The sequence below is a fragment of the Nonomuraea soli genome (genome assembly GCF_013761175.1).
Classification (GTDB): Bacteria; Actinomycetota; Actinomycetes; order Streptosporangiales; family Streptosporangiaceae; genus Nonomuraea; species Nonomuraea soli.
Genome location: NZ_JACDUR010000012.1, coordinates 53,024 through 72,983, shown reverse-complemented (window position 1 = coordinate 72,983; position 19,960 = coordinate 53,024). Strand labels below are relative to the sequence as shown.

Below are 19,960 nucleotides of genomic sequence, written 5' to 3'. Positions count from 1 at the left end.
GTTGGGGACCCGCAGTTCAGGCGGAAGGGACCGGCGGGCGGATGAAATGCCGGACATGCGTCTCGTGGTGTTCGCCATCCTCCTTCCCGCGCTCGTCCTGGCGACGGCGGCGGTCGCCGTGGTCCAGGGCGCCGACCTGAACCATCTGGACGACGCCCCGCCCGGCGCGCAGCTGGCCCTGTACGGCCAGGCGTTCCTGCCCGCCGTGGCGGCGCTGGTCGCCTGGGGCGGCCCGCGCGGATTCCCGTGGGGCTTCCGCCGTGCCTCCTGGCGGCACCTCGGGGTGGCGTTCGCCCTGCCCCTGCTGGGGGTCGGGCTCGCGTACGGCACGGCCTGGCCGGCCGGCCTCACCCAGGTCCGCGCCGGCAGCGTGTTCCTCCCCGGCGTGCTGCTCTACCTGGTGCTGGCGCTCGGCGAGCAACTGGGCTGGAGCTCGTTCCTCGTCACGCGGCTCAAGGGCGCGCCCCTGGTCGTCGGCCTGGCCTGGGCGGCGTTCCACTACCCGCTGATGGTGTTCGTGCCGGGGGCCGTGCGGCCGGGGGTCCCCATCCTGTGGGCGCTGCTGTGGTTCACCGTCGAGGCCGTCGCCCTGGCCTTCCCGATGGTCGCGCTGCGCCTCACGACCGGGAGCATCTGGCCGGTCCTCGTCCTGCACACCACCCTGAACTCCGCCCTCTACCTCGTCGCCGAACCCCTGACCACGGGGTCGGCCTGGTGGCTGGGAGAAGGCGGAGCCCTCACCTCGATCGCGATCGTCATCGTCGTCGTCGCCACCAGGCCCTGGTGGCGCCCATCCCAAGGAGAGAAATCATGAACCTGCGCGTCGTGTCGGGAATCCTGGTCGGCTCCGGCGGCATCCTGTTCGCCCTCGGCAACGTCCTGCATCCCCTGGAGCACAACGTGGCCGCGCACTCCGCCGCGACCTGGGAGGCGGCCCATCTCGTGTTCGCCCTGGGCGGGCTGCTGCTCGCCGTCGGGCTGCCCCTGCTGATCGGGGTGAGCCAGGCGCTGCGGCCCTCCAAGCTCACCGCGATCGCCGGGATCGTGCTGGCGGCCGGCTTCGCGGCCCTCGCGCCGGGCGCCTGGTTCGAGGCCTACATCGCACCCCTGCACGGCGTCGCCGAGCAGGTGGAGGCCGGGGGCGGCGGCGCCGTCAACGCCGCTGCCGGGATGGTGTGGCTGGCCTCGCTGGTGGCCTTCGGGGCCGGGCTCGCCTGGCGTGGCGGGAAGCGGCCGGTGCGGCCGGCCGGTGTCGCGCTGCTGGTGTCGGCGGTGGTGATGATCGTCGGGCCTGGCCTGCCCGTGGTGGAGGGCCTGGTGATCATCCCCGCGACGGTCCTGGCCGGCCTGGCCCTGCTGGCCGTGGGGACGGCATCGGCCAGGTCGTCGGCCGAACCCGTCCCCATGGCGGCCTAGGACGGGTGCTCGTCGGTCCAGCGGGCCTCGAGAACGGTCATGGCGTTCCACACCGTGCCGGGCGCGAGGCCCTTCTGGGCGCCGCCCGCGACGACGACCACGCTCTGCCTGCCCAGCGCACGCCCCGACTTCTCATCGATGATGAGCTGGATCTGCACCACGCCCTTCTTCGCGTCGCCGGGCGTGGTCTGCGACTCGCCCTCGATGGCGATCGCCGTCCCGGTGCGGCCGGCGGCGTCGGTGACCTGGCCGAGCGAGGTGACCGAGGGCAGGCTCGCGAGCATGCGGAAGGCCCCGGCGCGCACCTCGGGGCTCACCGGCATCGTGGTGATCAGCCCCTCGGCGACCTGGAACAGCCAGCCGTCCTCGGTCGAGGGTGCGTTCGACTCGGTGGCCTGCCCCTTGTAGAAGCGCAGCAGGTCGGCCTTGAGCGCCTCGGGATCGCTCGGCAGGGCCTGGAGATCGGCCATGGTGACGTTGCGGCCGAGCCAGAAGATCTCCTTGTCGGCCGACTTGCCGGCATGCGGCTTCGACGGGCCGCCCTGCATGGTGATGCGCTTGTGCCCGTTGAAGGAGACCTCGCGAGGGGAGCCGGCCTTCTCCCACAGGGCACGGTCGGCATCGGTCGCGGGCGTCACGCCCAGATCCCGCGTGGTGAAGTACTGCTCCTGGGCGCCCACCCAGGTCTCCGACTCGCCCCCGAGGGAGATCACGAATCCCTGCTCCGTCCGGAACAGGGTGCGCCACTGGTTGCTGACATTCCAGAACTCACCCGGCTCCACCGCCTCGCGTTCGGCGTTGGAGGCGGCCACCAGGAGGATGTCCCGCGCCGACAGCTCGGCCGTCGCCACCGTGGACGGCCGTGGCTGGACGGACTCGGGCACTCCAACCACCGTGACGGCGGTCACCGCGGCCGCGGCGGCCGCCAGGCCCAGGCTCCACACCAGCGGCTTCCTGCTCCTGCGCGGCACCTGCCTGGGCTGGGCGAAAGCATGGGCCAGCTCGGCATGCCTGGTGCGGGGGTCGACCGGCCGGTCGGCCAGGTGATCAGGGCGGGCGGCGCGCAGCTCTTCCATCGGGTTCACGACAGCTCCTCCACGAGGTCGTTCCTGGACAGCGCGGGCGAGTCGAGTGCGGCCTGCAGGCGCTTCCTGGCGCGGTGCAGCCTCACCCTGAAAGCGGGGACCGAGCAGCCGAGCACCTTGGCGCAATCCCTCGGACTCAGGCCCTGCCAGGCGACGAGGATGAGGATCTCCCGCTCGTCCTGGGTGAGCCTGGCCATGGCCTTGAGGACGCCAAGACGCTCGGCCACGTGGTCGGCCACGTCACCGGTGATCCACTCCTGCAGCTCGCGCCGGAGGCCCTCACGCCTGGCCTCCGCCCTGATGGAGTCGCGCAGCACGTTGCGCGCCACCCCCAGCAGCCATGGCAGCGCGTGCTGCGGCACCTGGTCGAACCTGCGCCAGGCGATGGCGAACGTCTCGCTCACCACCTCGTCGGCCACCTGCCGGCCGGCGCGACTGACCACGTAGGCCCAGACGCGCTGGCGGCATTCGTCGTACATGGTGGTGAACCGCTCACGGTCGCTCGTCACCGCCCCAACCCCTCACTGTCCCGGACTGTGTTGACAGGAGGAAGTGGTCCGGGACGCGCGGAAATTACACGCTGGGTCGCGTGGATTCCGGATCGAGCGTCATCTCCTCCAGGTGGCGCATGCCTTCGCGCACGTCGAGCTTGCCCGCCCGGTGCGGACGGCGGCTCTGCCACGGCCTGGGACCGTCGAGCGGGCGATACTCCACGCCCAGGGCGTCGAGCACGCCCAGGTGCTTCTCGAGGCGCTCGGTGAACTGCGGGCCCGCCGAGCCGTACCAGCCGACCTCGGCCACCGCGCAGGCGCGCGGCCAGGCCCGGTAGTCGAGCACACGCGCGTCGGGCGTGCGCTCGCTCCACAGCTGCGCCTGCAGGCCGACGGCGCCCTCGAACGGGGAGAAGTCGGCCACGTCGGCGACGGTGATGGAGTCGCCGATCGACATCGGCTCCTCGGGGGCGGCCGACTCGGCGTAGTCGAAGTAGAGCGGGAAGACCGGGCAGGCGATCACGTCGTGGCCCGCCGCGGCCGCGCGCTCGCCGACGGGCACGCCGCGCCAGGGCATGACCAGCGTGTCCTCGCGCAGGCCGCCGCCGACGAACGCCTCGTCCCACACGACCGTACGGCTGCCGCGCTCGGCCAGCTCGTCGGCCAGCCTGCGAAGGAACCACGCCTGCATCTCCACAGCCGACGACAGCCCGAGCGACTCCCAGTAGGAGACGATCTCGGGGGAGGCCGACCAGTGGTCCAGCACGACCTCGTCGCCGCCGATGTGGAAGTACGGCGTCTCGCCGAGCGCTTCGAGCAGCTCGTCGAAGATCGTGACGAGGAACTCGACGGTCTTGGGCAGCGGCGACAGGATGGCGGGGGAGATGCCCCACTTCTGCAGCACCTCGTAGGACTCCCCGGTGGCGCCGAACTCGGGGTAGGCCGACAGGATCGCCGTGGCGTGGCCGGGCACGTCGATCTCGGGCATGATCACGACGGAGCGCGAGCGGGCGTAGGCCGCGATTTCCGCCAGGTCCTCGAGGGTGTAGTAGCCGCCGTGCGGGATGTCGTCGTAGGTCTCGGGCACCTCGCGCCACCAGCTCGTGATCGTCCGGCTCCGGTGCGAACCGACCTCGTGCAGGCGCGGGTAGGCCTTCGACTCCACGCGCCAGCCCTGGTCGTCGACGAGGTGTAGGTGCAGCCGGTTCAGCTTGTGCGTCGCCATCAGGTCGATGAAACGCAGCACCTCGCGCTTGGGCTGGAAGTGACGCGCCACATCGAGGTGCAGGCCGCGCCAGCCGTACGTGGGGCTGTCCTCGATCCGCACGCCCGGCACGGTCCACTCCTGCGCCGTGGAGAACCGGTAGGAGCTCGGCGGCAGCAACTGGTGCAGGGTCTGGGCGGCGTAGAAGGCGCCCGCACGGTCACCGGCGGTGATCTCAACGCCGCGCGAGCCGACCGTCAGCCGGTAGGCCTCGGCGCCGAGGCCCGGGTCATGTCTGACGTCGATGTCTCCGGAGTCGCCGGGGCGCAGGTCCAGGAAACCCAGCGCGGTGCGGACGGCGTCGGTGAAGTCACCGGAGACGATCGCGCCAACGGACAACTCGTAGGAGCCCGAGAGCTCGCTGAGGACATGAGGGCGAGGAATCATGCTCCAGATGATGTCACTTCAGGTAGTTCTGTAGTCCATTGGCCAGTGCTAGGGCGATTTTCTGCCGGAAGGCCGGATCGCGGAACTTGGCGGCCTCGGCGGCGTTTCGCATGTTCCCGCACTCGATGAAGATCTTCGGCACGGTCGAGAGGTTGAGCCCGCCCAGATCGCTGCGGTAGTCCATCGCCTTGCTGCCGATGTAGGTCGAGTAGGCCAGGCCGGTGCCCTTGTGGAAGGCGTCGCGCACCGAGGTGCCGAGCTTCTTGGACTCGCCCACGACCGGGTCGACCGGGCCGCCGATCTTCTCCGGCATGATCACGTGGAAGCCGTGGTTGCCGGCGCTGGAACCGTCGGCGTGCACGGAGACGGCGGCGTCTGCCTTCGCCTTGTTGCCGATCGCCGCCCGCTCGGTGATGCACGGTCCCCAGCTGGTGTTGTCGCTTCTGGTCAGCTTGACCGAGGCGCCGCGCTGCTTGAGGATCTTGGCGAGCCGGTTCGAGACGTCCCAGGTGAAGTCGGCCTCGGGGTAACCGGTGGCGTCAGCCGTACCGGTCGTGTCACAGGCCTTCTTCTTGGTGAGGACGTCGACCTGGCGGTTGATCTTCGACGTGTGCTTGTAGTTGCCGCCGTTGTGGCCGGGGTCGATGACCACCGTCCTGCCCTGGAGCGGCCGCTTGGAGGTGTTCGCCTTGGTGACGGGCGCGGCCTGGACCGGGGCGGGCAGGGCCTCCCTGCTGGTGCCGCCGGTGGCGACACCGCAGGCCGAGACGGCGGTCAGCCCGCACAGGGCCAGCAGGAGTGCACGCATGCGCTCCAAAGTACGTCACTCACCAGACGTGTTCGCCCACTTCTTGTCTTTGCAGCAGGGCGGCCAGCTCACGAGCCTCCTCCGCGTCGAGTCCGAGCACCACGCGAGGACGGCCCCACGGGTGGTCGAGGGAGTGGGCGACGTAGCTGGCCACCGACTCGGCTCCGACGTCGCCGCCCCTGCCCTTGCCCGCACGCCAGTGCGCCCAGGCCCGCTCGAGTTCCGCGGCGGCGCGCTGGGCGCAGGACACCAGTTCCGGATCACGCATGACTATCTCCCCCTGAGATTGACGAGAGGAGTCAATCGCCGATGGGGAGAGGCGCTACGGGGGTTGACCCAACCTTAGGCAGGACCGGTTGACCTCCTGACGATGAGATCAGGCGGAACTTGCCGTAGCCGGGCAACCTTGCCCGGGTCGGAGATGCGGTCGCTGAGCATCGCGGCCGCCCACCGGCCCATCGTGCGGCGGGGCTGGTCGACGCTGGTCAGCGAGATCTGGCTGACGGAGGCGAGGTGGGAGTTGTCGTAGCCGACGACCGACAGGTCCTCGGGCACGCGCAGGCCCAGCTCGCCGGCGGCCGCGAGCACCCCGAGCGCGACCATGTCGCTGGCCGCGAAGATCGCCGTCGGCCTGGGGTCGCGGGTCAGCAGCGCGAGCGCGGCCCTGCGGCCGCCCTCCTCGGTGCAGTCGCTGTGCTCGACCATGATGTACGGCGCGAGCGAATGGCGGCGCATGGCCATGAGGTAACCCTCGCAGCGGGACGCACGGTTGCCCTCGATGTGCGCGATCCGCTTGTGGCCCAGCTCCACCAGGTGGTCGATGGCCAGACGTGCGCCGTGCTGGTCGTCGTCGACGACGATGTCGACGCCGGCGAGCTCGATGTCGCGCTCGCCGACCACGACGGTCGGGGTGTACGAGGTGGCCTCGATGAGGGTCTCGCTGGTGGGCGCGATGCCCAGCAGGATCAGCCCGTCGACCCGCAGTTCGAGGAAGGCCTCGACGGCCTCGTCCTCGAAGGCGGGATCCCACTGGCTGTTCCCGATCAGCATGCGCAGACCGTCGCCGTGCAGGCTCTCCTGTAATCCGTCGAGGAACTCGGCGTAGAAGGGGTTGTGCAGATCGGCGACCAGCGCGCCGACCAGATGGGTTCTGCCTTCGACCAGGCTGCGCGCCACAGCGTTGGGCCGATAGCCCAGCTCGCGCGCCGCCTGGAGCACAGCCTGCCGGCGGTGCTCGCTCACGTGCGGGGAACCGCGCAGCACGAGCGAGACCAGCGACTTGGAGACGCCCGCACGTTCTGCGACGTTCCTGATCGTGGGCCTGGTGATAGTGGAGTTGACCGGCGGTCCTGACATGTGTCTCCCCCGCGATGCGTGGATGGGCACCTGTCTCAGAAAACGATCGAGTTCGCCGTCGGGTACGGCTTGCATTGCCCGCAATTGCGAAATCACTATTGGGCACCACGTCGGATAGTGTTCAGGGGTGACACCCGGGAAGACCGCTCGCCCCGCTCGAGCTCCGCGGCGCAGGCTCAGTGTCGACCGTCGCCGCGAAGAACTCATGGCCGCAGCCCTGGAGCTCTTCAGCAAACACGACGCGGAAGAGGTCTCCATCGACGACGTGGCCTCGGCCGCGGGAGCCTCCCGGGCGCTCGTCTACCACTACTTCGGCGGCAAGCAGGAGCTCTACGTCGCGGCGCTGCGGAGCGCCGCCGAGCAACTGGAGGCGCGGCTGCGGCCCACGGAGGGCGGCAAGCCGATCGACGAGCTGGCCGGCGGCCTGCGCCGTTACTTCGACTTCGTCGAGGAGCACGCGGCGGGATTCGCCGCGCTGCTGCGCGGCGGCCCTGCCAACCGCGCGGGCGAGGTCGGCGAGATCGTCGACGGCGTACGGCAGCGGCTGTTCCGGCTCATCATGAAGCAGATGCGGGTCGAGGAACCCAGCCCGGTGCTGCGCACGACCCTGCGCTCGTGGATCGCCTCCGTGGAGACGGCCGGGCTCGACTGGCTCGAGCATCAGGACATCGAACGCGCCACGCTCGAGAAGATGCTCGTCGATCACATGGTCGCGCTGCTCAGCGTGGCCGCGCAGTACGACAACGGTGTGGGCGAGCTGTTGGGGCAGCTGGCCTGATCGCAGAGGAGAAGGATGGCGCCGGGCGGGCGGCGCCAACTCCCCACTGAAATCGTCCCCCCGTCACGCTGGCGGACCCGGCCGGGTAGCCGGCCCGCCTCGACCCCCCTAGGTCTGTGACGATGGGTTACTACTCAGAGCGCTGCTGCGGAATCCCCGCGAGCAGCGCACGGACCTCGGTCTCCCGGTAACGCCGGTGACCGCCGAGGGTGCGAATCGACGTCAACTTGCCCGCCTTGGCCCACCGCGTAACGGTCTTGGGGTCGACCCTGAACATGGTCGCGACCTCGGCGGGCGTAAGCAGTGGCTCGGCCTCGGGTGTACGAGCTGACATTTGTGCGGCCTCTCCTCCGTGTGGACCGGCTCTGTGCGATCCCCTTTTCGCGTGTCACGGATGTCCCGTATGGCCCAGTGCGTGCGGCTTTTCTGAGCCATATGCGGCATCACCCGAAGTGACCATACCGCCACGCAGAGCGATTGGCGAGTCCTTCTTTGACCCGACTGTCGCTCACGTGGCGATGTCACGCTCGGTGATTCTAGCGACACGTTTCGTGGTATCGCAGTGAAAACGGCAAACTACTCAGTTCGCAGAAGGCAGCAGCCGTACCGCTTGACCTACTCATGCAGGTCAGAGCGTCGCTATGGGGTTCAGTTGGCAGATTCCAGAAGTTGGGTCGACTTCCAGCGGAGTGTCACGCGCTGATGCATCGCGAAGGCAAGTTCTTCCTGACCGCTGTCCAAACCGTTGAGAGCGGCCGCGATCTCGGCCACGGAATGGTCGGCTTTGAGAGCTTCGTCGTCCATCAGGTGGACCAACCCACCGTAGTCGAGCTCGACCAGAGAGTGAGGGTGGAATTCCTCCAGCCAGCGGGCCACGTCCTCGACCTCCAGGCTGGTGCCCACCTCGCCCACGTGCTTGCGCAGCACCTGCAGGGCGCGTGCCGTACGGCGCCTGGCCTGGGCCATCGAGGTGACGTAGATCAGGTTGCGGCCCGTGGTCGTGGTCACGTCGGTGCCCCTGGTGCCCAGGACGAGCCAGCGCTCCTTGCCGTCGAACGGTACGAACCAGGCCAGCGGGATGTGCCAGGCGGTGGTCCTGATGCAGGTCCGGAGGCCGGCGGAACCCGCGTTGCGCTTGAAACGGTCGAAGTCGTCGGCGGTCTGCTCGGCGATGGCCTTGGGCACGAAGTGGTTCATCAGCTTCACAGGAGTGCTCCCACGCAGCCGTGAGAACGCCAGCCACGAGCGCAACTGCGTCTGCCAGGGGCAGACGTACAGGCGGTCCTCAACGCGTCTCAGATAGGCGTTACGGCTCTCCTGGCCCGGGGCGGGATGCGGGGGGCGGGCCAGCAGTCGCAGGACCGACTCGCCGTGCTCCGCCTCAAGCGCATTGGCCCGCTTGGGGCGGGTCTTGGACTCGGCGTAGTCGGCCCAGACCTTCTGCTCTTCCGGAGGGAAGGCGGTCACGGGCTCGTACACGCGGAGATACGCGGCATAGGGCAGCACGAGAGGCATCGTGTCACGACTTCTCCTAGGCTTGAAGGGATCTCTGCCGCGACGGGGCGGCGGACCTGGACCGGGAGTCACTACAGTGACCGAAGTCTTCGGGCATGAGCAGGTCGTGTTCTGCGCCGATCGGCAGAGCGGGCTGCGCGCCATCATCGCCATCCACAACACCGCCCTCGGGCCTGGCCTGGGTGGCACGAGGTTCTATCCGTACGAGAGCGAGCAGGCGGCCCTGGCCGACGTGCTCAACCTCTCCCGAGGCATGGCCTACAAGAACGCCCTGGCCGGGCTCGACCTCGGCGGAGGCAAGGCCGTCATCATCGGCGACCCCGCCACGGACAAGTCGGAGGCCCTGCTGCGGGCCTACGGCCGCTTCGTCGAGTCGCTCAACGGCCGCTACTTCACCGCCTGCGACGTCGGCACCTACAGCGAGGACATGGACATCGTCGCCAGGGAGTCGCGATTCGTGACCGGGCGCACCATCGCCAACGGCGGCGCGGGCGACTCCTCCATCCTGACGTCGTTCGGCGTCTTCCAGGGCATGCGGGCCTCCGCCCAGCACATCCACGGCAGGTCCACCCTCCACGGCCTGCGGGTCGGCGTCGAGGGCGTCGGCAAGGTGGGCCACCGCCTGGTCGACCTGCTCATCGAGGACGGAGCCTCCGTCGTCGTCTGCGACGTCTCCGAGCGGGCCGTCGACCAGGTACGGCAGCGCCACCCGCAGGTCGAGGTCGTCGCCTCCCTGGCCGAACTGGTCGCCGAGGAGATCGACGTCTTCGCGCCCTGCGCCCTGGGCGGCTCCCTCGACGACACCACGGTCGCCACGCTGCGCGCCCGCATCGTCTGCGGCGCCGCCAACAACCAACTCGCCCATCCCGGCGTGGAGAAGCAGCTGGAGGAGCGCGGCATCCTCTACGCTCCCGACTACGTGGTCAACTCGGGTGGCGTGATCCAGGTGGCCGACGAGATCCGGGGGTTCAACATGGAGCGGGCACGCGCCAAGGCGGGCCAGATCTATGACACGACCCTGAAGATCTTCGCGATCGCCGCGGAGGAGGGCGTCCCGCCCGCGGTAGCAGCCGATAGGCTGGCAGAGCGCCGAATGTCGGAAGTTGGACGACTTAAGGGCATTTGGTTGGGCCACTGACGGCCCGCGCTCATACGACGTACCGAGCTGGGCACAAAACAGGTACGGTAATAGGCGAACGAGAGGCTGACGCCGCCAAGTCAGGCGTCAGTGTTGCGGTGCGTTAGCGACGAGGGGTCGGGGACGACCCCACACGAGGGGGTCGAGCCAATGGGGCGCGGCCGGGCAAAGGCCAAGCAGGTCAAGGTTGCCCGCCAGCTGAAGTACAACAGCGGCGGCACGGATCTAGACCGACTTCGCGACGAACTCGGGGTCAATGACTCCAACGCCAACGATGACGCCGACGAGTACACCGACGAGCTGGCGGACCGGTACGCCGACTACGCCGACGACTACGGCGACGACGACGAGGACGACCGTCCCTCAGGGCGCCGGTAAGCGCGTATAGAACACACCCGGTGTGAGCTGTCACACCGGGTGTGTCGTGCACCCACGGTCCCTCGGCAGGGGCGCTCTGCCCCCACCCGTGACGCGCTTCCTGGGTCACCCGCCTGGAGCCCACCCGGGTCAGCGGTCCTCGCGCTCCGCGCTCGGGCGTCCTGGCCCGGGCCCGGGTAGCCCATCGTGGGACTCGTCCCGGGCGCTAGGCGGTGAGGGCGATGCCGTTGGGCGGTTGTGGCGGGCACTGGTGCAGGGTTCGGGGGCGTCCGCTTCGGTTCGGGCGGCTGCGAGGGGTTCGGAGACGGTTCTGGTCGTGGCCGCAGCCACCCCCATGCGGCCCGAACTCCAGCCATGACCGCTCAAGCGATCCAGCACCACCACTCTTGCCTCAACCATGGCCCCCCGTCAGGAGTGCCACGACACCCCCCGGGATAGGTCTCCCCGCATGGCCGTAGACGGCGAGACGGGAGCGGCACGATGACATCCACCCAGTGGCCACGCCTGCGGGTAGACGACTGGACCGCCACGCGCGACACCCTCCACATGTGGCTGCAGATCGTCGGCAAGGTCCGCATGGCCCACACCCCCATGGTGAACCACTGGTGGAACACCACCCTGTACGTGAGCCCCCGAGGTCTGACCACCTCGGCCGTGCCGTACTCGGAGGGGGTCTTCGACCTGGAATTCGACTTCGTCGCCCACGAGCTGCGGCTGCGCACCAGCACCGGCGGAAGTGCCGACGTCGCCCTGGAGCCCCGGTCGGTCGCGGACTTCTACGGCGAGCTCATGTCGACCCTGGCCGAGCTGGGTGTCCCGACGTCGATCAGGGCGGTGCCGAACGAGGTCGAGCCCGCGATCCCCTTCGCGGAGGACCGGCAACACCACTCCTACGATCCCGCCGCCGCCCATGCCTTCTGGCAGCAGCTCATTCACGCCGATCGTGTGCTGGGCGCGTACCGGGCCGGTTTCGTCGGCAAGTCGAGCCCGGTGCACTTCTTCTGGGGCGCCATGGATCTGGCGTGCACGCGGTTCTCGGGGCGGGAGGCGCCGCCGCATCCCGGTGGGGTTCCCAACTGTGCCGACTGGGTGATGGTCGAGAGTTACTGCCAGGAGCTGGCCAGTTGCGGGTTCTGGCCCGGGGGCGGGCAGGAGGGGGCGTTCTACGCCTACGCCTATCCGGCGCCCGGCGGGTATCAGGAGCAGCCGGTGCTGCCGGAGGGGGCGTTCTACAGCGCCGAGCTGGGGGAGTTCCTGCTGCCTTACGAGATGGTCGCGGTGGCTGAGGATCCCGATCGCATGGTCGCGGAGTTCCTCGGCTCGACCTATGAGGCGGCCGCGCGGCTGGCCGGGTGGGATCGGGGCGCGCTGGAGAACGGACCCGGCGCGGCGGGCTGACGGGGGTCCGTCGCCCAGGGCGCCGGCAACCGCGCCCTGGCTGTCCGTCCCCTGCCTCGCGGCAATCTGTCCGAGCTCTGTCGCCCCCCGGCCGGCCCTTCTCGTTGTGTCCGACCCTGAGGACATCGCAACCGAGGAGGACGCATGGAGGGTTCGTGCCGTGGCCGCCCGAGGTCGCCGACGCGATGGTGCCGCCCGACGGCCGGACCGGGTCCCGGGCGGGCGGCCTGGTCGGCGATCGTGTGCCCGCGACCCGTCTTCCCCTCGACGGCCCTTCTCGGCCATCAAGCCGATCCTCACCGGAAGAGTTGGTGCACATGCACGGCAGGGCCGAGCTGGATGTGACGTCAGAGGAGCGCAAGGCTGAGGTCAGGCGGCTCGACCCGCTGGGGCTGGACGACGATCTCCGATTACTGTCGAAGATGAACGAGGCGGGGGACATCTCCTCGCTGGTGCGTGTTTTCGCGAGGTCGCTGCCCTCGGCGGAGGCCGTCGCCGGGTTCTCGCCGGCCGAGTGTCTTGCCGCCATGCGCGATCTGGGCATGTACATCGGCAGTCTGAAGCGTCACGGGTTGTCGCCGTTCGAGATCGTGCCGCGCGCGGCCGGGGTGTGCGAGTCGCTGGGGCGGCGTACGGGGATGATCCCGCGTGACACGGTCTACCACTACACGTGCTGGAACCCGGTCGGTGAGCGGGAACGGCTGTACACGGGGCATGCGATGGAGCGTTGTCTCGTCGACGCGGTGCGCACCTGCATCCCTGATCTGGCCAGGGCGGTCGACCTGGGTCACGCGTTGCGCGGGGACGACCCGTGCGGCGCCGCCTACGCGGGCAGGGTTCTGTCGCTGGCCTCGTACGTCTCGTCGGCCGACCGCGCGATGGGTGACGTCGCGGCGGAGGTGGCGCCGGAGTTCTTCGCCCTCGTGCTGAGGCCGTACTTCGAGGACGTGCACATCTCGGGCCGGAGGTACATGGGTCCGGCGGCGGCGCACGTGCCGCTGTTCCTGATCGACACGCTGCTGTGGTCGTCGGACCGGTGTGCTCCGCAGTACGGGCAGTTCTGCGACGAGGCGGCCGCGCACACGCTGCCGCACTGGCGGCAGTGGTTCTCGGAGTGGTCGCGGGTGCCGTCGGTGACCTCGCGCGTCGCCCGGGCTCTGGGCGGTTCCTGCGCGCCGGCCGACATGGAGCACGTCTACGCGAGCGCCCAGGGGTTGCGGCAGGCGCTCCGCTCGCTCACGCGGTTCCGCGGCAAGCACCTGGTGATGGCGCGGCGGGCCTACCACGAGGAGGTCCGGCTGTACGAGCTCGGCAGCGGCGGGGGAAGCGTCGGGCTGCTGGCGGAGATCCTCACTCTCACCAGGCAGAACGCCGCGATGGTCGGCGCGCTGGGTCCGCGCTGAGACGGGAAGGGGGGTGCTGCCATGAGGGTCACGATCGCCGGGGCGGGGATCGCCGGGCTGGCCGCCGCGATCAGCCTGCACGAGGCGGGGTTCGGCGACGTCACCGTCTTCGAGGCCGACTCCGGTCCGGATTCGATGGGGTTCGGGCTCAACATCCTGCCCAACGCCGTCAGGGAGCTGGCCGAGCTCGGGTTGCAGGCGGAGGTGGAACGGCAGGCGGTCCGCACGCGGGAGCTGGCGATGTACAACCCGCACGGGCAGCTGGTGTGGCGGGAGGACCGGGGGCGCCTGGCGGGGTACGACTGGCCGCAGATCTCGATCGCCCGCTGCCGGCTCGTGGAGGTGCTGGCCGCCGAGGTGCGCCGCCGTTGGGGGGAGGGCGCGATCGTGTACGACGCGCGGCTCGCCGGCCTCGGTCAGGAGGGTGGCGGCGTCCGCGCCACTCTGGCCGACCGGTACGGCGGGCGCAGGATCGTGGAGTCCGATGTCCTCGTGGGCGCGGACGGCATCCGTTCCGCCGTGCGCAGCGCCTTCTACCCTTCTGAAGGCCCTCCGCCCTCCAACGGCGTGACCATGTACAGGGGCACCGCCTGGGGAGAGCGGTTCCTCACCGGCGCCACCATGGCCGTGCTCGGCGACGACCGCCGCAGGCTCGTGCTCTATCCGATCGACAGGGACGGCGACCGGTTCCTGATCAACTGGGTCGCCGCCTTCCCGCAGGAGGGCGACGCGGAGGAGCCGTACGAGACCGTCCTGCGTCATCTGGGCACGTGGTCCCCGCCGGAGGTCGACCTGGCCGGGCTGCTCGGCGCGACGCACCACATCCGGCACTACCCGATGATCGACCGCGATCCGATTCCCCGGTGGACGTTCGGCGCCGCGACCCTCGTCGGCGACGCCGCGCACGCGATGTATCCCGCCGGTTCCAACGGCGCCACCCAGGCGATCATCGACGCTCGTGTCCTGGCCTGCCGTCTCGCCACCACCGCGGACGCGCGCGAGGCGCTCCAGGCCTACGAGGCGGAGCGCCGTCCCCAGATGACGGACCTGCAGAGGTCCAACCGCGCCATGGGCCCGGAACGGGTGATCACCCTGGCCCACCAGCGGGCACCGCACGGCTTCCGCGACGTCACCGAGGTCTTCTCCCCGCAGGAGCTGGCGCAGATCTCCGACACCTACGCCGTCACGGGGAAGTTCGACCGGGAGTGGGTCAACACCCGACCGTCCCTGACCGTCAGCCGCCCCCAGCAGAGGGAGAACACCGTGACCGTGAAGTCCGAGGCCGTCAAGGAGACCGGCTTCATCACGGCCGTCATCCGCGCCACGGAGCACGGAAGGCCCGACGCGTACCTGTCGGACCCTTACGCCGAGCTGCTGGCCACCCCGCGCTCGCGCATGATGGCGGAGGCGGCGCTGGCCAGGGGCGGCACCACCGGTTCGGTGATCGTGCGTGCCAGGTTCGGCGACGTGGCGCTCGGCCAGGCCGTCGCCGCAGGTGTCACCCAGGTGGTCTGCCTGGCGGCCGGCGGCGACACCCGGGCGTGGCGGCTCGGCCTGCCCTCCGAGGCGCGCTTCTTCGAGGTCGACCTGCCCGGCCAGCTGGAGGCCAAGGAGGAACTGCTGGCACCGGTCGCCGACCGGCTCACCTGCGCCCGCGTCCCCTTGGGCGAGGACCTGCGCGATGAGGCGTGGAAGGATCGCCTGGTGGAAGCGGGTTTCGACCCGGAGTCGCCGACGGTGTGGATCATCGAGGGGCTCCTGCCGTACCTGCGGCTCGACCACTTCACCCGCCTCATCGAGAACGTCAGGAAGCTGTCGGGCGCCGGGTCGGTCCTGCTGATCGACGCCCCGCACGCCGAGTTCTTCCGCGACCCGGCGAACGAGAGCTTCCTGACGTTCATGAACTCCCGCGGCTCGGCCTTCCAGCTCGGCTTCGACGACTTCGGCGACTTCCTGGGCCGCCACGGATGGAAGGCGGAGGCGTACACGCTGGCCGAGCTCGCCGCGGGAGCGTGCGCCTGGGTGCCCGCGCCGCCCGCGCGGCTCTGCCCGCCGCACGACCACCACTGGGTCGCCAGGGCCCGCCTGGCGTGACCGGTCACGCCACGAGCTGGTGCGCCTTGCGCTCACCGGCCGCGGCGGCGCGCCGGCCGCTGACGATGGCCCGTACGGCAAGCGCCACCGTCACCAGCGCCACCGCGCCGGAGGCCGCGAGCGTGGCCGTGTCGGGGTGGGCGAACGACTGGCCGCGTCCGGCCTGCCAGGTCACGACGGCCACCAGCCCCCAGTAGCCGAGCGCCACGGCCCCGACGAGCCTGGCGCGCACCTTCTCGTCGCGCAGCCACACGTGCCTGGCCGCCAGGACGCCGAGCAGCGCGGTGACCAGCAGCAGCACCTGGATGCCGTGGAGCGCGAAGAAGTGGGGCACGCGGAAGTCGCCGCCGGTCATGCTCCAGCCGGTGAGCGGCATGCCGTTGCCGTCGGGGTCGCCGATGCCGTGGCCCTGGTACATCCGCACGGCGACGCCGTTGGCGTCGGTGACGGCGCGGGGGTTGATCTCCGCGACCATCCAGAAGAGCGGCACGACCATCCCGAAGGTGGCCATGAGCAAGCCCGTGCGCAACGCTCTGTTGAGGGCGGCGTCGCCGGTGCGCTGGAGGAGGACGACGCCCGCGAGGACGAGTTGCGCGATGAGGATGATCATCACGCCGTAGGTCAGGATCGGCACCAGCGCCAGCGTGATCGGGTCGTCCTGGTTGGCGTTGAAGTGACTGAACGTGCCGCGTGCCGCCTGGGCGGTGATCGCGCCGACCTCGACGATCGCGGTCACGGCGAACACCGTGCCGAACCACCGCCCGATCCGGCGGCCCTTGCGCAGCTTGGTCAGCATCCAGGCGAGCGTGCCGGTGTAGAGGGCGAAGGCGAATCCGAACTTCGCGGGCTTGACCCATACGGACTCGCCGAGCAGCGTGCGCTCGTCGACCACGATGCCGACGACAGAAGCCAGGACCAGGGTTGTCATCAGGGTCGCGCAGACCAGTAGCGGTCGGTTCATCTCGGCTCCCAAATCGGTTTCTCGATGACGAAAAGCTAACTTGCTTTCAGTTATTCGTCAATCAAAAATCTGCATATCAAAGGCTATTTGCAATGAGAATGGCGATGAACGCAAGAGTCGGTTTGCAATGATTGGTGGCGAACGCAATACTGGCCACCCGGAGCGCGAGGAGGACGTATCGATGCCAGGCGGCAGGCTGACCCACCAGGACCGGCAGTTGATCGCCGAGGGTCTCGCGGAAGGACTCACCTACACCGAGATCGCCGCACGGCTGGGGCGTCCCATCTCCACCGTCACCCGCGAAGTGGGTCGCAACGGCGGCGCCGACGGCTATCGGGCCGACCTCGCGCAACGGGCCACCCAGGGCCGTGCCCGCCGCAGCAGGCCCACCGCCGGACGCGGATCGGACGGGGTCTCCGGGGCCGCCGCGCCGGGACGTGACCGGGAAGCCGTCCGGGAGCTGGAGGAGCAGTTCACCGAGGTGATGGTCGGGTCCGGGCTGCCGCGCATGACCGCGCGCGTGCTCACCAGCCTGTACCTCACCGACAGCGGCAGCATGACCGCCGCCGAGCTGGCCGGGCGCCTCGAGGTCAGCCCGGCGTCCATCTCCAAGGCCATCGGCGAGCTGGAGCAGCAGCGGCTGGTGAGGCGGGAGCGTGACCCCAGGCGGCGGCGCGACCGCTACATCATCGACGCGACCGCCTGGTTCGGCGCCTGGATGTCCAGCGCGCGGCAGAACGCCGTGCTGGCCGACTTCGCCGAGCGTGGAGCGGCCATCCTCGGTGCCACGACCCCTGCGGGCGCCCGCCTCCAGGACATGAGCGGCTTCTTCGACACGGTCGGCCGCGCCATGATCGAGGCGGCCGAGCGGTGGCGTGACGACTATCTCGCGAGCCGCCCGCCCGGGGAGTGAACGTCAGAGGTACATGCCGGGCGAGTGGGCCGTGCGCTCGCCGTCGAGCCCCTGGCCGTCGCGCACCGCGATGAGCTCGGCGAGCGTCGCAGGAGCCGTCACCGCGTCGTCGGGCATGCCGTTGGCCGCCAGCCAGCGCGCCGTCTCCTCGCCGCCCAGCGGCCCGACCTCGATCTGGGCCAGGCACCTGCCCGGCCGGGCGACGGCGGGGTGGAGGCGGGCCAGGTCCTCGTTGGTGGTGATCGCGACGATGACGTCGCGGCCGTGACCGAGCAGGCCGTCGGTGAGGTTGAGCAGGCGGGACAGGGCCTGTCCGCTGGCCGCCTTGGCCTCGCCCCTGATCAGCTCGTCGCAGTCTTCGAGGAGCAGCAGCCGCCAGCGGCCCTTGTTCTCGGCCTCCTCGCCGAGCGTGACCTCCATCAGGTACCCGGTGCGCAGGAACAGCTCGTCGGGGTCGAGCACGTTGTCGACCTGGCACCACGAGCGCCACTCCCGTGCCAGCGTGCGCAACGCGGTGGTCTTGCCGGTGCCGGGCGGGCCGTGCAGGAGGATCAGGCGGCCGCTGGAGGAGCCGGGCTGGTGGCTCATGAGCCGTGCGAAGGCTCCTGCGGCGGGGGCGGAGTAGTTGCCGCGGATCTCCTCCCACGACAGGGCGGTGATCGGGCGGACGGAGCGGTGGGCCCCGCTGTCGGTCGAGTGGTACCAGAATCCCATCGGCACCCGGTCGGGGCCGTGGTCGATCTCGGGGATCTCGCCGAGCACGTCCTGGACGACCTTGGCGGCGAGCTCCGGCGTGGCGGCGGTGACGGTGAGGCTGGCGTTGCCGTCGTTCTCGCGGATCGAGAGCGCGAGCCAGCCGTCGCCCGCGCTGAGCCGTACGAGCTTGTGGTCGTCGCGCGCGGTGCCGATCTCGACGCCGTCGGGCGGGTCGAGGTTGGCCTCGGGCGGCAGGTCGTCGAGCGAGCGCCGGACGGCGTGCGGCAGCCGCCCGGTGGTGACCGCGTCGGTCTGCAGGGCCGCGAGGGCTTCGTCCGGGTCGGTCGTGTAGCTCGTGCTGATGTTCAGCGACTTGCCGAGCTCATGCGGAGTTCCCATACGTCACCCATGGTAGCCGCATCGTTTCCGCTGGTGACATCGGTCAGGAAGGGCAGCAGGGCGGCCGCCACCTCGGCGGGGAACTCCGCCTGCGGGTAGTGGCCGGCGCCCTCGACGAGCGAGAGCCTGGCGCCCATGGTCGCGGCCTGGAGCTCGGCCACGGCGGTGGGGTCGGAGAAGTCGGGGTCGGCGGTGCCCATCATCACCAGGGCGGGGCAGGTCACGCGGTCGAGCCAGGCGGCGTCCATCGGGACGGCGCGCATGTAGAAGCGGGCCGCGTCACGCCGCTCGCGCAGCGCGGCGACCGACGCGGCGCGGTAGGCCCCGAAGTCGGCCGGCGGCGCCGACGGGTAGGCGGTCTTGAGGTAGGCGCCCCACACGCTGGGAACGTACGGCCCGACGCGGCCGATCACGGCGAGCAGCGCCCGCTTGACCGGCCCCTCGGGCAGGTTCGGCACGAAGCTCGCGATCGGCACCACGCCCGCGACCAGGCCGGGGTGCTCGGCGGCGGCGACCATGATGGTTCCGGCCGAGTAGGAGTTGCCGACCAGTACGGCGGGGCCGGCGTCGAGGTGCCGCAGCAGGGCGGGGATGTCGCCGCCCTGTGCCTCGAAGGAGTAGTCGTCCCAGGCGGCGCTCGACTCGCCGCAGCCGCGGATGTCCATGGTGACGACCCGGTAGCCCGCCTCGACGAGCAGGGGAGCGAGGAAGCGGTAGGAGCGGCGGCTGTCGAGCATGCCGGGGAGCAGGACCACCAGGGGCCCGCTGCCGTTGTCGTCGAACGCGATGGTGCCGCCGGGAACCTGCAGGAACTGGGTCATGTCCGCCTCCGTGGACGCTGTGAAGAGCACTGCTCCAATAATGGAAGCAGTGCTCTCACAAGTCAAGAGCGGCGCTCTCGTTTTAGTTCGTCGCTCTGATTCCCTTGATGATCCGGCCGAGACGCGAGGTCAGCGGCTCGCTGGCCATGACGGTGATGACGACGCCGGGGCGCTCGACCCAGCCGACGTAGCGTCCGTGCCCGAGCGCGCCGTCGCCCTCCTTGGTCAGCACCTTCCTGCCGCCCACGGTGGCCTTCTCGGCGGTCGCGAACGAGCCCTCGACGACGGGCAGGCCGGGCAGGTCCTTCAGGCTCTTGGCGGCGGGCCAGCACACGACACGCACCCACAACGACCGGTGCTTGCGGTCGACGTCGTCGCGATCGTCGCTCCAGGCGTAGCCGTACTCCCAGGCCTTCTTGCCGCTGTGGTGGGAGAAGTCGCCGTAGATGAAACCCTTGGGCAGGTAGGACACGCGCAGTCCAGGTACGGCGCCGCGGCCCCGGGCGGGTTCGCCCGACCGGGGTTTGGCGTCCTTGATGGCGGTGTCACACAGGCTGACCTGCTTCGCCGCCTGGGCCGGGGCGGCAGCCACCAGCGGCAGGGCGAGGCAGGCCAGGAGGGGGAGTGTGATCTTCTTCATGCCTCGTTAGAGGCGGCAG

Annotated in this window: 21 protein-coding genes; 9 read left to right on the top strand and 12 right to left on the bottom strand. The window is 70.1% G+C overall.

The genetic code is table 11. The features are described from left to right. The first annotated feature begins 55 nt into the window (after window positions 1-55). Together HNR30_RS44545 and HNR30_RS44540 are read left to right on the top strand one after the other, a co-directional pair. Complete coding sequence (locus HNR30_RS44545) at window positions 56-814, top strand: CPBP family glutamic-type intramembrane protease (RefSeq protein ID WP_181616289.1); 759 nt, start codon at window positions 56-58, stop codon at window positions 812-814. Beyond that, window positions 811-1,416 carry a hypothetical protein gene (locus HNR30_RS44540; RefSeq protein WP_181616288.1) on the top strand — a complete coding sequence of 202 codons (606 nt, stop codon included), beginning with the start codon at window positions 811-813 and terminating at the stop codon, window positions 1,414-1,416. Before HNR30_RS44545 ends, HNR30_RS44540 begins: the two co-directional genes overlap by 4 nt. Here the strand turns inward: HNR30_RS44540 and HNR30_RS44535 are convergent. From HNR30_RS44535 to HNR30_RS44510, 6 genes are all read right to left on the bottom strand, one after another. Beyond that, on the bottom strand, window positions 1,413-2,492 hold the full coding sequence (locus HNR30_RS44535) for a CU044_5270 family protein (protein WP_246380315.1): 1,080 nt from the start codon (window positions 2,490-2,492) through the stop codon (window positions 1,413-1,415). The two genes, HNR30_RS44540 and HNR30_RS44535, sit on opposite strands and share 4 nt — an antisense overlap. 5 nt (window positions 2,493-2,497) lie before the next feature. Next, window positions 2,498-3,010 carry an RNA polymerase sigma factor gene (locus HNR30_RS44530; protein ID WP_312895068.1) on the bottom strand — a complete coding sequence of 171 codons (513 nt, stop codon included), beginning with the start codon at window positions 3,008-3,010 and terminating at the stop codon, window positions 2,498-2,500. 64 nt (window positions 3,011-3,074) lie between these two features. Next, window positions 3,075-4,643, bottom strand: coding sequence for a beta-N-acetylhexosaminidase (locus HNR30_RS44525; protein WP_181616286.1), 1,569 nt, complete (start codon window positions 4,641-4,643; stop codon window positions 3,075-3,077). A 13-nt stretch (window positions 4,644-4,656) separates the two neighbouring features. Further along, on the bottom strand, window positions 4,657-5,451 hold the full coding sequence (locus HNR30_RS44520) for an N-acetylmuramoyl-L-alanine amidase (protein WP_181616285.1): 795 nt from the start codon (window positions 5,449-5,451) through the stop codon (window positions 4,657-4,659). 19 nt (window positions 5,452-5,470) lie between these two features. After that, window positions 5,471-5,719 carry a hypothetical protein gene (locus HNR30_RS44515; RefSeq protein ID WP_181616284.1) on the bottom strand — a complete coding sequence of 83 codons (249 nt, stop codon included), beginning with the start codon at window positions 5,717-5,719 and terminating at the stop codon, window positions 5,471-5,473. Window positions 5,720-5,793: 74 nt separating this feature from the next. Beyond that, a complete protein-coding gene (locus HNR30_RS44510) occupies window positions 5,794-6,807 on the bottom strand; it encodes a LacI family DNA-binding transcriptional regulator (protein WP_181616283.1) in 1,014 nt (337 codons plus the stop codon). 205 nt (window positions 6,808-7,012) lie between these two features. Between HNR30_RS44510 and HNR30_RS44505 the strand changes: the two genes are divergently transcribed. Then, a complete protein-coding gene (locus HNR30_RS44505) occupies window positions 7,013-7,585 on the top strand; it encodes a TetR/AcrR family transcriptional regulator (protein ID WP_181616282.1) in 573 nt (190 codons plus the stop codon). 130 nt (window positions 7,586-7,715) lie between these two features. On the opposite strand, the gene bldC is transcribed toward HNR30_RS44505, so the two are convergent. Both bldC and HNR30_RS44495 read right to left on the bottom strand, forming a co-directional pair. After that, the gene (bldC, locus tag HNR30_RS44500) at window positions 7,716-7,919 is read right to left on the bottom strand and encodes a developmental transcriptional regulator BldC (RefSeq protein ID WP_013133571.1); all 204 of its coding nucleotides are present in this window, start codon (window positions 7,917-7,919) and stop codon (window positions 7,716-7,718) included. A gap of 314 nt (window positions 7,920-8,233) precedes the next feature. Then, on the bottom strand, window positions 8,234-9,091 hold the full coding sequence (locus HNR30_RS44495; RefSeq protein WP_181616384.1) for a DUF8083 family protein: 858 nt from the start codon (window positions 9,089-9,091) through the stop codon (window positions 8,234-8,236). Between the two features lie 85 nt (window positions 9,092-9,176). On the opposite strand from HNR30_RS44495, the gene HNR30_RS44490 reads away from it, so the two are divergent. From HNR30_RS44490 to HNR30_RS44470, 5 genes are all read left to right on the top strand, one after another. Then, complete coding sequence (locus tag HNR30_RS44490; protein WP_181616281.1) at window positions 9,177-10,238, top strand: Leu/Phe/Val dehydrogenase; 1,062 nt, start codon at window positions 9,177-9,179, stop codon at window positions 10,236-10,238. A 150-nt stretch (window positions 10,239-10,388) separates the two neighbouring features. Then, the gene (locus HNR30_RS44485) at window positions 10,389-10,616 is read left to right on the top strand and encodes a DUF3073 domain-containing protein (RefSeq protein ID WP_181616280.1); all 228 of its coding nucleotides are present in this window, start codon (window positions 10,389-10,391) and stop codon (window positions 10,614-10,616) included. Between the two features lie 480 nt (window positions 10,617-11,096). Next, window positions 11,097-12,014 (top strand): DUF5996 family protein, encoded by a 918-nt coding sequence (locus HNR30_RS44480; protein WP_181616279.1) that lies wholly within the window; start codon window positions 11,097-11,099, stop codon window positions 12,012-12,014. 155 nt (window positions 12,015-12,169) lie between these two features. After that, window positions 12,170-13,417, top strand: coding sequence for a monodechloroaminopyrrolnitrin synthase PrnB family protein (locus tag HNR30_RS44475; RefSeq protein WP_181616278.1), 1,248 nt, complete (start codon window positions 12,170-12,172; stop codon window positions 13,415-13,417). Between the two features lie 21 nt (window positions 13,418-13,438). Continuing rightward, complete coding sequence (locus HNR30_RS44470; RefSeq protein ID WP_181616277.1) at window positions 13,439-15,511, top strand: SAM-dependent methyltransferase; 2,073 nt, start codon at window positions 13,439-13,441, stop codon at window positions 15,509-15,511. Between the two features lie 4 nt (window positions 15,512-15,515). Here the strand turns inward: HNR30_RS44470 and HNR30_RS44465 are convergent, their stop codons facing one another. Further along, window positions 15,516-16,472, bottom strand: coding sequence for a hypothetical protein (locus HNR30_RS44465; RefSeq protein WP_181616276.1), 957 nt, complete (start codon window positions 16,470-16,472; stop codon window positions 15,516-15,518). Window positions 16,473-16,653: 181 nt separating this feature from the next. Between HNR30_RS44465 and HNR30_RS44460 the strand changes: the two genes are divergently transcribed. Then, window positions 16,654-17,385 (top strand): GbsR/MarR family transcriptional regulator, encoded by a 732-nt coding sequence (locus tag HNR30_RS44460; protein ID WP_181616275.1) that lies wholly within the window; start codon window positions 16,654-16,656, stop codon window positions 17,383-17,385. A 3-nt stretch (window positions 17,386-17,388) separates the two neighbouring features. On the opposite strand, the gene HNR30_RS44455 is transcribed toward HNR30_RS44460, so the two are convergent. From HNR30_RS44455 to HNR30_RS44445, 3 genes are all read right to left on the bottom strand, one after another. After that, window positions 17,389-18,480: a DUF5925 domain-containing protein gene (locus HNR30_RS44455; protein WP_181616274.1), complete on the bottom strand. Its 1,092-nt coding sequence runs from the start codon at window positions 18,478-18,480 to the stop codon at window positions 17,389-17,391. Then, the gene (locus HNR30_RS44450; protein ID WP_181616273.1) at window positions 18,447-19,301 is read right to left on the bottom strand and encodes an alpha/beta fold hydrolase; all 855 of its coding nucleotides are present in this window, start codon (window positions 19,299-19,301) and stop codon (window positions 18,447-18,449) included. The genes HNR30_RS44455 and HNR30_RS44450 overlap by 34 nt, the downstream gene beginning before the upstream one ends. 82 nt (window positions 19,302-19,383) lie before the next feature. Further along, on the bottom strand, window positions 19,384-19,941 hold the full coding sequence (locus tag HNR30_RS44445; protein ID WP_181616272.1) for a hypothetical protein: 558 nt from the start codon (window positions 19,939-19,941) through the stop codon (window positions 19,384-19,386). Window positions 19,942-19,960 lie beyond the last annotated feature (19 nt).

What these genes read in the sequence shown, in the direction of transcription:
- HNR30_RS44545 (WP_181616289.1), top strand. Translation starts at nt 56, where the DNA reads ATGCGTCTCGTGGTGTTCGCCATCCTCCTTCCCGCGCTCGTCCTGGCG.
- HNR30_RS44540 (WP_181616288.1), top strand. Translation starts at nt 811, where the DNA reads ATGAACCTGCGCGTCGTGTCGGGAATCCTGGTCGGCTCCGGCGGCATC.
- HNR30_RS44535 (WP_246380315.1), bottom strand. Translation starts at nt 2,492, where the DNA reads ATGGAAGAGCTGCGCGCCGCCCGCCCTGATCACCTGGCCGACCGGCCG.
- HNR30_RS44525 (WP_181616286.1), bottom strand. Translation starts at nt 4,643, where the DNA reads ATGATTCCTCGCCCTCATGTCCTCAGCGAGCTCTCGGGCTCCTACGAG.
- HNR30_RS44520 (WP_181616285.1), bottom strand. Translation starts at nt 5,451, where the DNA reads ATGCGTGCACTCCTGCTGGCCCTGTGCGGGCTGACCGCCGTCTCGGCC.
- HNR30_RS44515 (WP_181616284.1), bottom strand. Translation starts at nt 5,719, where the DNA reads ATGCGTGATCCGGAACTGGTGTCCTGCGCCCAGCGCGCCGCCGCGGAA.
- HNR30_RS44510 (WP_181616283.1), bottom strand. Translation starts at nt 6,807, where the DNA reads ATGTCAGGACCGCCGGTCAACTCCACTATCACCAGGCCCACGATCAGG.
- HNR30_RS44505 (WP_181616282.1), top strand. Translation starts at nt 7,013, where the DNA reads ATGGCCGCAGCCCTGGAGCTCTTCAGCAAACACGACGCGGAAGAGGTC.
- bldC (WP_013133571.1), bottom strand. Translation starts at nt 7,919, where the DNA reads ATGTCAGCTCGTACACCCGAGGCCGAGCCACTGCTTACGCCCGCCGAG.
- HNR30_RS44485 (WP_181616280.1), top strand. Translation starts at nt 10,389, where the DNA reads ATGGGGCGCGGCCGGGCAAAGGCCAAGCAGGTCAAGGTTGCCCGCCAG.
- HNR30_RS44480 (WP_181616279.1), top strand. Translation starts at nt 11,097, where the DNA reads ATGACATCCACCCAGTGGCCACGCCTGCGGGTAGACGACTGGACCGCC.
- HNR30_RS44470 (WP_181616277.1), top strand. Translation starts at nt 13,439, where the DNA reads ATGAGGGTCACGATCGCCGGGGCGGGGATCGCCGGGCTGGCCGCCGCG.
- HNR30_RS44465 (WP_181616276.1), bottom strand. Translation starts at nt 16,472, where the DNA reads ATGAACCGACCGCTACTGGTCTGCGCGACCCTGATGACAACCCTGGTC.
- HNR30_RS44460 (WP_181616275.1), top strand. Translation starts at nt 16,654, where the DNA reads ATGCCAGGCGGCAGGCTGACCCACCAGGACCGGCAGTTGATCGCCGAG.
- HNR30_RS44455 (WP_181616274.1), bottom strand. Translation starts at nt 18,480, where the DNA reads ATGGGAACTCCGCATGAGCTCGGCAAGTCGCTGAACATCAGCACGAGC.
- HNR30_RS44450 (WP_181616273.1), bottom strand. Translation starts at nt 19,301, where the DNA reads ATGACCCAGTTCCTGCAGGTTCCCGGCGGCACCATCGCGTTCGACGAC.
- HNR30_RS44445 (WP_181616272.1), bottom strand. Translation starts at nt 19,941, where the DNA reads ATGAAGAAGATCACACTCCCCCTCCTGGCCTGCCTCGCCCTGCCGCTG.